This is a genomic window from Deinococcus sp., from assembly GCF_030523985.1.
Lineage (GTDB): Bacteria > Deinococcota > Deinococci > Deinococcales > Deinococcaceae > Deinococcus.
The window spans coordinates 1,969-16,080 of the sequence record NZ_JAUNHK010000061.1; the positions used below are offsets into that span (position 1 = coordinate 1,969).

The window sequence follows — 14,112 nt, forward strand, 5'->3', positions numbered from 1 at the left end:
GAGCAGCAGGCCGGTCAGAAGAAGCAGAGAAGGTCTCATCTCCCTCAACATAAACTGAAGTGGTCAGGGGGAAGTCTACAGGCTGGCCGCCAGTTTCCCGAACAGGGCCGGGACAGGCGGCCTCGCCTCACCGCTTACCCACCCGAAGCGGAGGTCGCGCACGCTGCCCCCCTCGCCTACGCCCATGCCGTCGGGAAAATGGGCGGTCAGGTCGGGGTGTTCGGTCATGTCCACCGCGCCGGGGAGAACACTCAAGGCCCGCTCGACTTCCGCCGCGTGCCCGAAATGCAACAGGTTCACCATGCCGTCCACTTCCCACACGAAGCGGGCCGGGGTGGGCGGCAACGCCGAGAGCCGTCCGGGGGCCGCCACATGCCGCACGCTAAGGCCGGGGCGCAGGCGCAGCGTGACTTCCAGCGCCTCGCCCAGCAGCCCGAAACTTCCCACGAAGGGCCGCGTCAGGTCGTAGCCCTGTACGTTTTTCACGGTGCGCCCCCCAGCCTTCACGATTCGCCCACTGGGAGCACGGAAGGTCACGCCCAGCACCTCCGCCCCGAAGAAGAAGTTCTGCCCGAAGCCGCCACGCTGAACCAGCCCGCCCACGCCGCCCGGCAGCGCCACCGGGGGAAACGGCGGATAGAGGCCCGCAGGCAGCGCGGCGTAAATGTCGAGCAGGGAGGTGTCCGCGCTGACGGTGAGGGTCTGGTCGCCGGGGGAGATGTTGATGGTTGATGGTTGATGGTTGATAGAGGCCCCAGCGTCAGCGTTTCTGTCTTTTTCCATCAACTATCACCTATCCACCATCAACATTTCCGGCAGGATTTTCCCCGGATTCAGCCGCCCCGCCGGGTCAAGCGCCCTTTTTACGTCCCACAAGACTCCTAGCGTCACGGGGTCTACGGCGTCCGTCATGAAGTCGCGTTTCATCGTGCCGATGCCGTGTTCGCCGCTGAGCACGCCGCCGTGCCGGATGGCGACCAGGGCGATTTTGTGTGCCAGTTCATGCACGGCTTCAGCGGACTCGGTGCGCGGGTCGAACATGATGTTGGGGTGCAGGTTGCCGTCCCCGATGTGCCCGAACTGCACCACATGAAACGGGCTGGCGTCGCCCAGTGCCCGGATTTCGCGCACCACGTCGGGCAGGGCGCTGCGCGGCACCACGATGTCCTCGTTCATGCGTTGCGGCCTGATGCGGCCCAGCGAAGGGCTGATGCTGCGGCGGGCCTGCCACAGCGCGTCAGCCTCGGCGGGGGTCGCGGCGCGGCGCACGGTTCCCCCCGCCTGTTCGCAGGCTAGGGCCACCAGTTCCAGCTCGGCGTCCACAATCGCCGCGTCGTCGCCGTCGGTGTCCACCAGCAGCACGGCTCCGGCGTCGCGGGGCAGGCCGAGATGCAGGTAGTCTTCCACCGCGTTCGTACACGCCGTGTCCATAAATTCCAGCTTGGACGGCACCGCCCCCGCCGCAATCGCGCTGCTCACGGCTTCGGCGGCTTGCCCGACCTCGGCAAAGTGGCACATCAGCGTGCGGGTAAACTTGGGCGGCGGAATCAGGCGCAGGGTGGCCTCGGTCATCAGGCCCAGCGTGCCCTCCGAGCCGATGAGCAGGCCCGCGAGGTCGTAGCAGTCGCGGGTCAGGCGGTGAATTTCGCCGTCCGTGTCTACGAATTCCAACGCCTTGACGTAGTCGCCTGTCACACCGTACTTGAAGCACATCGGCCCGCCCGCGTTCTCGCCCAGGTTGCCGCCAATCGTGCTGGTGCGGAAGCTGGCCGGGTCTGGCGGGTAAATCAGACCGTGCGGTTTGGCCGCCTCCGTCACCTTCAGCGTGACCACGCCCGGCTGCGCCACCGCTTCGCGCCGTTCAGGGAAGATGTGCAGGCCCGTCATGCGGGTAAAACTGACCACCAGCGACTCCTGCAAGGGCGTGACGCCTCCGCTGAGGCCACTTGCCGCGCCCCGTCCGATGATGGGCACGCCCGCCGCCTTCGCAGCCTTGACGGCGGCCACCACATCGGCGGTGGATTCAGGCAGCACCACGGCGAGAGGGGTGACGCCGAACTGAATGGCGTCGTAGCGGTAGTTCAGGCGCTCGGAAAGTTGGTGCAGGACTTTCTTCGGGCCGAGTTGCGCCAGCAGTTGCGCGGCCAGCGCGTTGTCCGGTACGCCCTCCGAACGGGGCTTGCGGGCGCGGGAGTTGGTGGTGAGGGCAAGTTTTTCGAGCGCCATTACAGCTCTCCCCGATACGCCAAATCCAAAACCTCCACCGTGTGCATCACCGGCACGCCACTCCCTTGCCGCCGCACATGGCTCTGAATCTGCGTGTGGCAGCCGATATTTCCGCTGGCAATCACGTCCGGCGTGCCACTCAGGATGTTTTTCGCCTTGCGCTGGCCCAGCTGCGCGGCGAGTTCCGGCTGTTCGAGGTTGTACGTCCCCGCCGAGCCGCAGCACAGGTCGCCTTCGGGAATCTCGACCAGTTGCACGCCGGGAATGGCCCGCAGCAGTTCACGCGGCGCTGAGCGGACTTTCTGCGCGTGGGCGAGGTGGCAGGCGTCATGGTAGGCAATTTTTAGAGGCTGGCGCGTAGGCATAAATGGCTGCAATTCGCCGTCCCGCAGCAGCCCCGCCAGATACTCGGAAATGTCCTGCACCTTGGCGGCAAATGCCCGCGCCTGGGCTTCGTCGGGGAGGCCGTGCAGCACCACCGGATATTCCTTGAGGCCCGCGCCGCAGCCTGCCGCGTTGCTCAGAATGGCGTCGTAGTCGTCGGGGTTGAACGCGGCGAGATTCTGGCGCACCAGCCGCAGCGCCTCGTCCCGCGCCCCGGTGTGCAGCGCTGCCGCCCCACAGCAGCCCTGGCCCTCGGGAATGACCACTTCGATGCCATTGCGCGCCAGCACCCGTAGGGTCGCCGCGTTGAAGTTGGGCGCGAGGGCCTGCTGGGCGCACCCGGCCAGAAACGCCACCCGGCCCCGGCGTTTGCCCTTCGCGGGGGTGAAGTTTGCGCTCGGCTGCATCGCCGGAACGTGTTCGGGCAGCAAGTCCAGCGGCGCTTTCAGGGCGGCGGGCAGCGCGGGGGCGAGGGGCTTGGCGTACTGGCCCACGCGGGCCGCCACGCTGAACAGCTTCGGTGCGGGCAGGGCTTTCAGAATGGCGTAGCGTTTGGCGCGGTCAAAGGGCGTGCGTTCCCTTTTCGGCTCGCTCCAGCCGCGAAAACTGGTAATCAACTCGCCGTAGGGCACCCCGCTCGGGCAGGCGGTTACGCAGCCCTGGCAGCCCAGGCAGCGGTCAAGGTGTGGGGCGGCGTCTGCCAAGGGCAGGTGGCCTTCCAGCACCTCCTTCATCAGCACAATTCGCCCGCGTGGGCTGTCCATCTCGTCACCCAGCAGTGCGTAGGTGGGGCAGGCGGGCAGGCAAAACCCGCAGTGGACGCAGGCGTCTATAGCGTGGGCCATCACCTCCCCTTGCGGGCCGAGGGCTTGGACGGGGACTTCGTTGTTCATGGGCAGAGGATAGGGCGCAACGGGACGCAAGAAGGGGAGAGTGGTTAGGGGAGTGTCAGAACATCCTGCAAATCGCGCAGCATGGCGTCCGGGTTTTCGCCGTTCAGCGCGTGACCTGTCTGCAAAAAAGCGGCCTTCATCCCCACCTGCTGCGGCCCCCACACGTCGTTTCTGGGCGAGTCGCCCACGAACCAGCACGAGCTGGCCTCTACGCCCAGCCGTCTCAGCGCCAGCCGGTAAATACGCGGGTCAGGTTTGCTGAGGCCCACCGCCTTGCTGATGACCACGTCATCCACCCGGCGCGGCAAATCCAGCCCCCGCAGCGTTTGCGTCTGCGCCTCTACCCAGCCGTTGGTCACGATGCCGAGCTTGACCCCGCCTGAGCGCAACTCGTCCAAAACCTCATGCGCGTGGGGAATCAAGACGGGCGCGGCAAAGGCGCGGGCACTGAAATCCGCCAGCAGGTCGGCGGGGTCGTGCGGCAGCCCCAGTTCCTGCACCAGTCGCGGAATGACCTCACTTTTGGGGCGGTAGCCGAAGTCGTCCAGCTCCAGAAAGCGCGGGCCATAAGCGGCGGGCAGGCCAAATCTCTGGAGATGCCCCGCCAACCACCGCCGAATCGCGGCGTTGCGGTCAGAAAGCGTGCCGTCCAGATCGAAAAAAATCGCTTGCATCTGCCTATGAAACCAAAAAGCCCCCACCACGCGGGCAGGGGCCAGGGCAGCGGGGGACTTCAGGTAAACAGCGTGCTCACCGAAGCACCCGTGTGAATGTTGGCAATGGCGCTGGCGAACAGCGGAGCCACGTCTAGCACGGCAAGTTTGCCGCCTGCCGCGTCCAGTTTTTCCTGCGGCACGTCCACCGTGTTGCAGCTGGCGACCTGGGTCACGTCCAGCGCGGCGATGCGCTGGATGGCGGGGCCGGAGTAGACGCCGTGCGTCACCGCCACGTACACGTCCTTCGCGCCCATGCCACGGGCGATGTTGACGGTTTCGACCAGCGACCCGGCGGTGCTGATTTCGTCGTCCACGATAAACACGGTCTTGCCGTCCACGTCACCGATCAGGGCGCGGGGGCGCACTTCGGTGTCCGAGAGGCGCTCTTTGTCGATCATGGCGAGGCCCGAATCCAGGCGGCGGGCAATCTGCGAGGCCCGCTTGATGCTGCCCGCGTCGGGGGCCAGCACCACGCCGTTGTGGGCGTCGGGCACGCACTTCTTGAAATGCTGGCTCAGCACCACGTCCGCCGAGAGGTGGTCGACGGGCACCTTGAAAAACCCGTGAACCTGGGGGCTGTGCAGCGTCATGGTCAGCACGCGGTCGGCCCCGGCTTCTTGCAGCAGGTCGGCCATCAGTCGCCCGGCGATGGAGATGCGGGGGCTGTCCTTCTTGTCGCTGCGGGCGTAAGAGTAGTACGGAATGACGGCGGTGACGCGCCCGGCGCTGGCGGACTTGGCGGCGTCAATCATCAGCATCAGTTCGAGAATCGAGTCGCTGACGGGGGTCGAGAAGGTCTGGACAATGAAGATGTCGCCCTCGCGGAGCGACTCCTCGTAGTGAACGATCAGGTTGTCGTTGGTGAACTTCTCGGTGCGGCTGCGTCCGAGCGGTACGCCCAGATTGTCGCAAATGGCCTGGGCCAGCGGGCGGTTGCTCTGGCCGGAAAACACCAGCAGGGGCGAGCGGCGGGAATTCATGAAACCCTCTTGGAGAGGGGAGTCGGGCGTAGACGGCGTAGACAAAGCGCATTTCCTCCGGGGGTAGAGTCATCGCGAGAGAAGCCACCTGTACGGTGTGGCCCCGCCAGCAAAAAGAGTCGCCCACAGAATACTCTGCCGCGCTCATCTGCTCAGCCTGTACTGGTCGGGGAACAAGTCTGTCATGAACCCGTCAGCCTTGCAGTCCGGTCAGACTGGACACCGCGTCCCTTTGCTGCCCAACGTCAGCAGGAGCAGAGGGCCGAAACGCCTTTGCTGGGCAAGCTGCTCCAGAAGGCGCCCAGCCCCCGCCCTTTGTTCTCAGTCTCGCCCGAACAGTTTGCCGATTTTGCCCAGCAGCCCTTCTTGCTCCTCGGGCACTTCGTCGCCCACAGCGCGGGCGTAGGCACGCAAGGCTTCTTTGGCTTCGTTGTTCAGCGACTTGGGCACGACCACCTGATAGTCCACGATGAGGTCGCCGCTGCCCGACGCCTGCAAGCGGGGCATGCCCTGACCGCGCAGGCGGTGCAGTTCGCCGTGCTGGGTGCCGGGTTTGACCTCGATTTCCTGGGGGCCGTCCAGGGTCGGCACGGTCAGCTTGCCGCCGAGGGCCGCCGTCGCAAAGCCGATGCGGGCGGGGAAAATCAGGTGCTCGCCCTCGCGCCGCAGTTCGGGGTGCGGCTCCATCTCGATATGCACGTACAGGTCGCCGTTGCCGCCCGGCCCCTCGTTGCCCTGGCCCGCCACGCGAATGCGGTAGCCCTCGTCGATGCCTTTGGGCAGCTTGACCTTGACCGCTTCGGCCTTGAGCGTGCGCCCGCGTCCGTGGCAGACGGTGCAGGGGTCGACCACCATCTTGCCGTCGCCCTTACAGGTGGGGCAGACCTGCTGCGTTTCCACCACGCCGAAAATGGTGCGGGCCTGGGCGCGAACCGTGCCGCTGCCCTGGCAGGTGCTGCAGGTGGCGGGCGGTTTGCCACCGGGTTCGGTGCGGCTGCCCTGGCAATGTTCGCACTCGGTCAGGCGGTCGACGGTGACTTCGATCTCCTCGCCGCTGCGGGCCTGCTCCAGCGTGATATGCACCTCGGTTTCGAGGTCGTCGCCCCGCGCCGGGCCACGCCGTCCCCGTCCGCCCATCCCTGCCGCGCCGCCAAAAAGCTGCTCGAAAATGTCCATCGGGTCAAAGCCCACGCCCCCCATGCCCCCCATGCCGCCGAAGGGGTCGCCGCCGGGCATACTCGCGCCGGGAGCCGAGCCGAAGCGGTCGTAGTGGGCTTTTTTCTCGGCGTCGCTCAGCACCGAGTAGGCCTCGCTGATCTGGGCAAACTTCTCGGACGCCCCCTCTTCCTTGTTGCGGTCGGGGTGGTACTTGAGGGCCAGCTTGCGGTAGGCACTCTTGATTTCGTCGGCACTCGCGCTCCGCGAGACGCCCAGCAGTTCGTAGTAGTCCATAGGTTCTGTGTTGCGCGGGCAGCCTGATGGCCCCGGCCTCCGCCGCTCAGGTTAACATGAACACACTCAAGAAAAGTGGCGCAGCGGCTATAGGTTCAGGTGAATCCGAGCGGGGTAGGTTAGCCTGAACGGGTGCGCGATTTCTTTCGACGGTTGATGGGTGGTGCGGCGCTGGCGGGCGTGCTGGGCGGCGGGGCGCTGGCGGGCGACTGGCCCGAAATAAAGCAGGTTTCCTTTTCCGCCGACAATGCGCGGGTGCTGGTGCAGACCGCGTGGCAACAGGACGGCTCCGGCTTTTCGCGTGCCTCGCTGGGGCTGTATGACACGGCAACGGGCCGCGCCCTGCTGCGCCTGAACAGCTTCAGCGAAAGCCCCGACACGACCCCCACGGCCCTGCTCGAACGCCTGACGCAGGGGCAAAAGCAGCGGCTGGCGCAGACAGGTCTGCTGGGCCGCCCGGCCAATCAACCCCGTTTTGTCGCCACGGTTGTGGGGCGCACCCTGTCTCAGCCGCAGTGGTCGGACGCGGTGCGGGCCGGACAGAGCAAAACCTATTCGGTGTTCCTGTGGTCGCGCAACGTGCCGATAGAACTGAAAGTGCAGCCCAGCAAGGTCGCCTGTGCCTACGCCGGCCTGTTGCCCGCAGGCGAGGGGCCAGCGACTTTTACCCTCAAGGTGAACGGGCAGACCATCCCCACCCCGCAGAATCCGGCGGTGGAGTGCGCGGCGCGGTACACGCTCGACCGGGTCGACCTCAGCGGCAACCGTGTGCTGCTGACGGTACGCGCCTACGCGCCGGGCTTCGAGGGGCCGAATGCCATGCCGATTTTCCTGGCGGCGACTTTGCGGTAGAGGGCGGATGGCGGATGGTAGAGGGCTGAGGGCTAAAAACTATCCGATATTCAGTCTCTAGCGTTCCGGCCTCCGGTGGCCTACTTTTCCATTCCCCGGTCTGGGCGGTCTTTTATACTGCCCCGATGACCACTCCGCTTCGGCCCGCTTCCTCCAAATCTTTCGCGCCCCTGAATCTGGACAATGTGCCGGGGGTGCTGGGGCGCATCGTGGCGGAGCGGGCGGCTGACTATGCCGGGGCCGACCCTGACCTGGGGCCGAGTCGCCCGGCAGCGCGGCGTTTCGAGCGGGCACTTTCGCTGCCTGCCGATGCGCTTGGCCCCCGGCTGGCGCTGATTGCCGAGGTCAAACAGGCCAGTCCCAGTCAGGGCGCGATTGCGGCACTCGACCCGGCACAGGCGGCGCAGGCGTACGCGGCAGGCGGCGCGAGTGCCATCAGTTGCCTGACCGAGCCGCGCCATTTCGGAGGCAGCCCGGAGGCGCTGCGGGCCGTGGTCGCCGCCACCGACCTGCCCGTGCTGCGTAAAGATTTCGTCGTTCACCCCGCCATGCTGAGAGAGGCCGCCGAGTGGGGTGCGAGTGCCGCCCTGCTGATGGTCAGCGTGCTGGGCGAGCGTCTGGGCGAATTTCTGGAGATGACCGAGTATCTGGGCCTGGACGCGCTGGTCGAAGTCCACGATGAGCGGGAACTGGACATCGCTCTGGCGGCGCGGCCCCGCATTATCGGCATCAACAACCGCGACCTGACCACCCTGCACATCGACCTGAATGTCAGCCTCCGCCTGATGGCCCAGGCCCGCGCCGGGGGCTTCGGGGGCGTACTGGTGGCGGAAAGCGGCTACCGAACCGCCGCCGACCTGCGCCCGGTCTATGGTCAGGCCGACGCGGTGCTGGTGGGCACGTCGCTGGCGGGCAGCGGTGACCTGGCCGGAGCCGCCCGCGCCCTGTTGGAACGCTGAGGGGTTGGGGGTATGGGGGCTTTGGCTTCAGCTTTCGGCCCCAACCCCAAACCCCTCTCCCCAGGGGGGACAGGGGCTTTAACGCTGGCGCTATGCAAATGTCGGTGAGTTCGCTGACTGGGCAGTCTTACTCGGTTGCACGGGGACTGGGGGCGCTGTTTTTCTTGTTCGTGTGCGGCCCGTGCGCTTCGCGCCCGACGGCCCTGGAATTCTGCGTTTCCCAGCGGTTCGGCAGGAAGTAATTTTCACCCTCTCCCCTCGTGGGACTTGCAAAGCTGCGTAGCAGAGAGGGCCTCGCGCAGCGAGGGGTGAGGGGACGTCCAGACCAAATGTTTTTTATCAACTACAGCGCGGTTTGACCTTTAGACCTTTAGACGGTCAGACAATCTGCCCCACCCGCCTCAGCGCCCCAGACCTTCGCTCAGGGCCACCTGTTCGGCCCATTCGGGATAGTCGATGAAAGGGTTGCGGTTGCCCTGGCGGGCGAAAATGGCGGCGTTGCGGTGTTTTTCCCATTCACCGGGCGGATCGGCGCGGTGCCAGCCCAGCAGGGTTTGCAGGTGGCGCTCGCTGTAGGTGCGAATCACACCGGGGTAACGCAGCAGAAAGTACATGGTGGCGCGGGCCACTGGCCCCTTGCCGGAATTCGGCTCGAATTCGCCGGGTTCGCGCTTACCGCAGTCGGTTCGCAGCGCCTCGCCGTAGTCGGGAAAGTCGAAATAGGGCGTGTTGCCCCGGAACGAGTTGCAGTCCGGTTCGCAGGAAAACAGGTGGTGCAGGTCGCCACGCATCGGCTCACGCTTGGCAAACCAGCTTTGCGGGACGACGTGTTCGCAGTTGTAAGGCAGGGCGTCTTCGAGCAGGTCGGCGTCTATGCCTTCCTGGGTCGCCAGCCGGGCACGGCGCTCCTGGGCGGCGAGGTCGGCGGCAATGAATTCTTCGGGGGCATGTTCGCGGGCCGAGTAAATCGAGCGCAGTTTGCCGTCGGGCCACACGTCCACCCAGGGATAGACCTCGCTGGACGGGTTGTAGCGCGGCTGGTTCTTGTGCGTGCGCGTGAGCAGTTGCGACAGCGCCAGGAACCGCGCTTTGGGGTCGCTGACCGTCCCAATTTCGGCGTAATACTGCGCGGCAGCCTGCGCGTCTTCGGGTGGCAGATAGGGCCGCTTGGCACCGGGAGTCGGCTCCGGCGTCACGGTCACGGGCGGCTTTTCGGGGGTCGGCGTCGGGGCGGGGGTGTCCACCTTCAGCCGCAGGGTCACGGGCACCGACACGCTGCCGTCGGGACCGACCTTGAGGGTGCCGAGGTCGAGCAATCGGGCCGTCGCCGCCTCGGTGGACCCCGGCGCCGGAGCCGCTGCCACAGCGGGCGCGGGCAGCAGCGGCGATCCGATGAGGGGCGGCTGAACAGGCGTCAGGATGTCGTGAACCAGCGCCTTGCCCTGGGCGTCGGTGCGGGTGCTGAGGTCTTCGATGAGGCGGCTGACGCGCACCCCTTCGTTGGCGACCCAGTCGATCTGGTCGCCCGATTCGCCCGCCCGCAGGGGTTGCCCGTCACGCTTGAGCACCTGCCCCTGGTCGTTGCGCCGGGGCACGCCGCTGTGGTGCAGCGCCACCACTTCCCAGGCGTCGTTGAACACCGGACTGCCCGAACTGCCGGGCGCGGTGTCGGTTTCGTAGTGCAAGAAGTCGGGCAGGCGGTCCACCAGGCGGTTTTCGCGCAGCGCCACCTGCTTGGGTTCGCCGCTGGGATGCTGAATGATGCTCAGCGACTCGCCCAGCACGTTCTTGTCGGCGCTGCCGTACAGGGGCAGCCAGCCGAAGGCCGAAGCGTCGCCGCGCACCGCCACGAAGGTGTAGTCCAGCGGCTCCGAGGTCAGAAAAAGGGCGTCGGGGTCGAGTGCGAAGGTCGTGCGCTCCATCAGGGTGCCGTCCTGCCGCAGCTCGTAGTCGAATTCGATGACCGCCTGCCGCGCCGCCGTCACGTTTTCCAGCACGTGGTTGTTGGTGACCATCACCTGCGGGCTGCACATCCACCCCGTGCCGAAGCCCTGGGTGCGGCCCCGGCTGTCGCGGATGACTACCCGGCACACCGCCCGCGAACAGGAACGGGCCAGGTCGAGATACCCCACGTTGACCAGGTCGTTGGCCCCCAGCACCCGCTCGGCGGCCAGCCGCACATCTTCGGGCAGCCCGGCGGTGGCACTCTTGACGCTCGCCTCACCCTGAGCGACGGCCTGTGCTTCGGGCAGCGGCACACCCAGCCGGGTCAGCCGGGCCTCGACGCGCTGGGCAGACTCGGCGGCGAGGGGACCGCCCACGTTCAGCCGCCGCAGGTGATGCTGCCGCTCCGGGTCGCGCTGAATGAAGCGGGCCTGGGTCTCCTGAAGCACTTCGCTGGGCAGGTCGGGGCCGGAGGTGTCGCTGTTCATGCGCCCGAGTTTACTGCCCCGTCCGGTGGTGGGCCTTTCCTGGCCCTACCACGCTGTGGAGAGGCACGTTTCCGCAGCAAAAACAGAACAGTTTCCTGGCACCTCCGCAATACGGCCTATGTGAGATATTTATAGGTGAGCACGGAAAAATCATCTTGTTGCGCGGTCGGGTGTCGCCGTGTCAAATCTGAGGAGGCGAGCAACCTGACGAACCCATCACCTTCCTGACGGTGGGCTGAATCACTATTAATGTTCCAGGCGTTTTCGCTCATGGCCCGTCACCTTTGCCCGCATAGTCTTTCTCTCGGAGGAACACCCATGAAAAAGATTCTGATTCCCACTCTGCTTCTCGCCACCGCCACCAGCGCCTTCGCTGCCCCCAAAATCAGCGCCCAGAGCATCATCGTCAACCCCGTGCAGCCTGACCTGAGCGTCAGCGTGCGCGTGGACAAGGACAGCACCGGCAACGCCAACCCTGTCTACCTCGACGGCGAATCCATCAAGATCAGCACCAGCGTGAACCGTGACGCCTACGTCTACCTGTTCAACGTGGACAGCAGCGGTGAAGTCGTTCAGATTCTGCCCAACCGCCTCAGCAATAGCGGCGGGAACTTCGTCAAGGCCAACACCACCGTCACCTTCCCCGCCGCGAACGACCAGTTCACCTTCAACGTCGCTGGCCCCGTCGGTCTGAACAAGGTGCTGGCCCTCGCTAGCCTGACGCCCCTGAACCTCGACCAGATCACCTCCTTCAAGAGCGCCCAGGACCAGTTCGCCACTGCTGCCACCAAGGGTCAGGACAAGCTCGCCCAGGCCCTGAGCATCGTGGTCAACCCCCTGCCCCAGAACAGCTGGGTCTCTGACACCGCCTTCTTCAGCGTGGCGTCCCGCGCCGCCGTGACCACCGGCAGCCTGTTCGTGGGCACCAACGTCCCCGGCAGCAGCGTCATCATCAACGGTCGTACCCTGGGCGCCGCCAACACCACCTACAGCAACATCGCTCCTGGCAGCTACCCCGTGCGTGTCAAGGCTCCCGGCTTCGCTGACTACACCACCACCATCACCATCCGCGCCAACACCACCACCAACCTGAACGTGGAGTTCAACCGCACCGCCACCCCCGTGCCCACCCCCGCTCCTGTGACCAACGTCAGCAACTACACCCTGACCCTGCGCAGCAGCGTGAACGGCGCCCGCGTGTTCGTGGACGGCGTGGAAGCGGGCACCATTCAGGGCGGCACCCTCAGCCTGAACGTGACCCGTGGCGGCCACGAAGTCGTGGTCATCGCCCCCGGCTACCGCACCTTCATCAACACCTACAACGTCACCCAGAACGCCCAGATCAGCATCAACCCCGTTCGCTGAGCTGAACTGTAGGTTTTCCAGCAAGGCCCCCGTCCACCGTGGCGGGGGTTTTTTAGGTCGTTATCCCGGCCCTTGCTCCAGCAGGTCGTGGAGTACCCGCGCCGTCATCCCCCAGATGTCATGGCCCTGCCAGGGGTAGCGGTAGAGCGGCACGCGGCTGCCGTCGGGCAGGGTGCGCTCCTCGCGGATGAGTGGCAGGGAGCGTAGCTCCGCCAGCGTGGGCGTAATGATTTGCACGACTTCGGGCGTCAAGCGCAGGGTGTCCAGCACTTCGGGCGCGATGCGGCCTAGTACGGGCGTCACGTGAAAGCCCACCGGAGTAAATACGTCGTCCAGTTCGCCCAGCAGGGTCACGGCATCGGGGGAGAGTCCCACTTCTTCCTCGGCTTCACGCAGGGCGGCTTGAATGGGGGTTTCATCTCCGTCCAGACTGCCGCCAGGAAAGGCAATCTGGCCTTTGTGGGTGGGCAGGTCACCCGAACGCACCGTGAGCAGCACGCGGGGGTCGCTCTCGCGGGTCAGGGCTACCAGCACGGCGGCGCGGCGAAAGCGTATTCCCGGTAACTGCGGCAGGTCGAGGGCGGTTCGCGTCCGTTCCGAGAGCCACAGCGCCCAGGGGTCGGCCTGCACGGTATCCAGCGGGTCGTGGCTCATGCTTCTTCGTCCGGCAAGTGCGCGAGGGTGTGCGCCGTGCGTTCGCGGAGGGCCGTTTCGGGGTCTATGCCCAGGCTTCTGGCCCAGGCGACTGCGGCGGCCAACACTTCGGCAACTCCGGCGGCGTCTTCCGGGGCGCGTTGTACCGCATCTGCCAGGGCGTCGCGTCCGGTTTTGGGTTGTTCAGCCAGCTTCTGCGTCTTGGCTTCGCGGGCGAGTGCGCCCAGCGCGGCAGGCACCCGGTCGGCGGCGCGGCGAGGTTTCCCGCCCCGTTCGGCGGCCTTGATCGCCTGCCAGTTGCTCACCACTTCCTCGCTGCCCGTCACCTGCGTCGTCCCGAACACGTGCGGGTGGCGGCGAACCATCTTGTCCACGATGCCGCGCTCCACGTCGGCGTAGCTGAATGTCCCCTCGCTCTCGGCAATCACCGAATGAAAAGCGATTTGCAGCAGCACGTCCCCAAGTTCGTCCGCCAGCGCCTCCGGTCCCTCGGTCACGGCGTCGGCAGCTTCGGCGGCTTCTTCCAGCAGGTAGGGGCGCAAAGACTCGTGGGTCTGTTCCTGGTCCCAGGGGCAGCCCCCCGGCCCCCGCAGACGGCGCATGGTGGCAAGCAGTTCTTGCATGAACCGAGTCTAATGACTTTGTCCTTTACTGTTCGTCTTCCAGCAGCAGCTCCATGAACACCATGTCGAGCCAGCGCCCGAATTTGCGCCCCACCTGATGAAAGTGCGCCACTTGCCGGAAGCCCAGGCGCGTATGGAAGGCGATGCTGCCCGCGTTGTCGGCGTCTACGCTGCCGAGCATGACGTGCAAACCCTGCTGCCGGGCCTCGGCAATCAGCCGCTCCATCAATGCCAGTCCCAGCCCCGCGCCGCGCTGTCCCTCACGGATATAGACGCTGTGTTCGACGGTGCCGTTGTAGCCCGGCTTCTCGCGGAAAGTGCCGTAGCTGGCAAAACCCAGCACCTCGCCGCTTGCGCCCTCGGCCACCAGCACCGGAAACCCCGCCTTTTGCCGCGCCGTGAACCACTCCTGACGGCTTTGCAGGCTGACGGGTTCGAGGTCGTAGCTGGCGGTGGTGTGCAAAACGGCGTGGTTGTAGATATCCAGAATGCCGCTCAGGTCGGCGGCGGTGGCGGGTCGAATGGTGGGCATGGGCAGAGGGTAGCGGGTCGGTGCTAGGCTGGCGGCACTTCTGA

The 14,112-nt window shown here is 66.0% G+C and carries 13 protein-coding genes; 3 read left to right on the forward strand and 10 right to left on the reverse strand.

Translation table 11 applies throughout. From position 1 onward, the window contains the following. Positions 1 to 75 precede the first annotated feature (75 nt). The 6 genes from Q4C89_RS09770 to dnaJ form a co-directional block, all read right to left on the reverse strand. Entirely contained in the window at positions 76 to 783 is a 708-nt protein-coding gene (locus Q4C89_RS09770; protein ID WP_303102421.1) for an FAD-binding oxidoreductase, read from the reverse strand. 6 nt (positions 784 to 789) lie between these two features. Next, a complete protein-coding gene (locus Q4C89_RS09775) occupies positions 790 to 2,226 on the reverse strand; it encodes an FAD-binding oxidoreductase (RefSeq protein WP_303102422.1) in 1,437 nt (478 codons plus the stop codon). After that, positions 2,226 to 3,503: a glycolate oxidase subunit GlcF gene (gene glcF, locus Q4C89_RS09780; protein WP_303102423.1), complete on the reverse strand. Its 1,278-nt coding sequence runs from the start codon at positions 3,501 to 3,503 to the stop codon at positions 2,226 to 2,228. Before glcF ends, Q4C89_RS09775 begins: the two co-directional genes overlap by 1 nt. Before the next feature lie 44 nt (positions 3,504 to 3,547). Next, the gene (locus tag Q4C89_RS09785; RefSeq protein ID WP_303102424.1) at positions 3,548 to 4,177 is read right to left on the reverse strand and encodes an HAD family hydrolase; all 630 of its coding nucleotides are present in this window, start codon (positions 4,175 to 4,177) and stop codon (positions 3,548 to 3,550) included. 59 nt (positions 4,178 to 4,236) lie between these two features. Then, the gene (locus Q4C89_RS09790; protein ID WP_303102425.1) at positions 4,237 to 5,199 is read right to left on the reverse strand and encodes a ribose-phosphate pyrophosphokinase; all 963 of its coding nucleotides are present in this window, start codon (positions 5,197 to 5,199) and stop codon (positions 4,237 to 4,239) included. A gap of 321 nt (positions 5,200 to 5,520) precedes the next feature. Next, positions 5,521 to 6,651 (reverse strand): molecular chaperone DnaJ, encoded by a 1,131-nt coding sequence (gene dnaJ, locus Q4C89_RS09795; RefSeq protein WP_303102426.1) that lies wholly within the window; start codon positions 6,649 to 6,651, stop codon positions 5,521 to 5,523. Between the two features lie 132 nt (positions 6,652 to 6,783). On the opposite strand from dnaJ, the gene Q4C89_RS09800 reads away from it, so the two are divergent. Together Q4C89_RS09800 and trpC are read left to right on the forward strand one after the other, a co-directional pair. Next, a complete protein-coding gene (locus tag Q4C89_RS09800; RefSeq protein ID WP_303102427.1) occupies positions 6,784 to 7,503 on the forward strand; it encodes a DUF2259 domain-containing protein in 720 nt (239 codons plus the stop codon). A 125-nt stretch (positions 7,504 to 7,628) separates the two neighbouring features. Further along, positions 7,629 to 8,462, forward strand: coding sequence for an indole-3-glycerol phosphate synthase TrpC (gene trpC / locus Q4C89_RS09805; RefSeq protein ID WP_303102428.1), 834 nt, complete (start codon positions 7,629 to 7,631; stop codon positions 8,460 to 8,462). A 401-nt stretch (positions 8,463 to 8,863) separates the two neighbouring features. Here the strand turns inward: trpC and Q4C89_RS09810 are convergent, their stop codons facing one another. Then, positions 8,864 to 10,894, reverse strand: coding sequence for an endonuclease (locus Q4C89_RS09810; protein ID WP_303102429.1), 2,031 nt, complete (start codon positions 10,892 to 10,894; stop codon positions 8,864 to 8,866). Between the two features lie 318 nt (positions 10,895 to 11,212). On the opposite strand from Q4C89_RS09810, the gene Q4C89_RS09815 reads away from it, so the two are divergent. Next, a complete protein-coding gene (locus tag Q4C89_RS09815; protein WP_303102430.1) occupies positions 11,213 to 12,259 on the forward strand; it encodes a PEGA domain-containing protein in 1,047 nt (348 codons plus the stop codon). Positions 12,260 to 12,319: 60 nt separating this feature from the next. Here Q4C89_RS09815 and Q4C89_RS09820 read toward each other — a convergent pair whose 3' ends face one another. From Q4C89_RS09820 to Q4C89_RS09830, 3 genes are read right to left on the reverse strand one after another with little or no spacing between them, the layout of a single operon-like run. Beyond that, positions 12,320 to 12,913 carry a CoA pyrophosphatase gene (locus Q4C89_RS09820; RefSeq protein WP_303102431.1) on the reverse strand — a complete coding sequence of 198 codons (594 nt, stop codon included), beginning with the start codon at positions 12,911 to 12,913 and terminating at the stop codon, positions 12,320 to 12,322. Beyond that, entirely contained in the window at positions 12,910 to 13,536 is a 627-nt protein-coding gene (locus Q4C89_RS09825; RefSeq protein WP_303102432.1) for a MazG family protein, read from the reverse strand. Before Q4C89_RS09825 ends, Q4C89_RS09820 begins: the two co-directional genes overlap by 4 nt. A gap of 25 nt (positions 13,537 to 13,561) precedes the next feature. Continuing rightward, on the reverse strand, positions 13,562 to 14,068 hold the full coding sequence (locus tag Q4C89_RS09830; protein ID WP_303102433.1) for a GNAT family N-acetyltransferase: 507 nt from the start codon (positions 14,066 to 14,068) through the stop codon (positions 13,562 to 13,564). Positions 14,069 to 14,112: the final 44 nt, after the last annotated feature.

Excerpts from the sequence above, each read along its gene's own strand:
- Q4C89_RS09825 (WP_303102432.1), bottom strand. The coding sequence starts at position 13,536 with ATGCAAGAACTGCTTGCCACCATGCGCCGTCTGCGGGGGCCGGGGGGC.
- Q4C89_RS09815 (WP_303102430.1), top strand. The coding sequence starts at position 11,213 with ATGAAAAAGATTCTGATTCCCACTCTGCTTCTCGCCACCGCCACCAGC.
- Q4C89_RS09790 (WP_303102425.1), bottom strand. The coding sequence starts at position 5,199 with ATGAATTCCCGCCGCTCGCCCCTGCTGGTGTTTTCCGGCCAGAGCAAC.
- Q4C89_RS09775 (WP_303102422.1), bottom strand. The coding sequence starts at position 2,226 with ATGGCGCTCGAAAAACTTGCCCTCACCACCAACTCCCGCGCCCGCAAG.
- Q4C89_RS09830 (WP_303102433.1), bottom strand. The coding sequence starts at position 14,068 with ATGCCCACCATTCGACCCGCCACCGCCGCCGACCTGAGCGGCATTCTG.
- Q4C89_RS09785 (WP_303102424.1), bottom strand. The coding sequence starts at position 4,177 with ATGCAAGCGATTTTTTTCGATCTGGACGGCACGCTTTCTGACCGCAAC.
- trpC (WP_303102428.1), top strand. The coding sequence starts at position 7,629 with ATGACCACTCCGCTTCGGCCCGCTTCCTCCAAATCTTTCGCGCCCCTG.
- Q4C89_RS09820 (WP_303102431.1), bottom strand. The coding sequence starts at position 12,913 with ATGAGCCACGACCCGCTGGATACCGTGCAGGCCGACCCCTGGGCGCTG.
- Q4C89_RS09770 (WP_303102421.1), bottom strand. The coding sequence starts at position 783 with ATGGAAAAAGACAGAAACGCTGACGCTGGGGCCTCTATCAACCATCAA.
- Q4C89_RS09810 (WP_303102429.1), bottom strand. The coding sequence starts at position 10,894 with ATGAACAGCGACACCTCCGGCCCCGACCTGCCCAGCGAAGTGCTTCAG.
- dnaJ (WP_303102426.1), bottom strand. The coding sequence starts at position 6,651 with ATGGACTACTACGAACTGCTGGGCGTCTCGCGGAGCGCGAGTGCCGAC.
- glcF (WP_303102423.1), bottom strand. The coding sequence starts at position 3,503 with ATGAACAACGAAGTCCCCGTCCAAGCCCTCGGCCCGCAAGGGGAGGTG.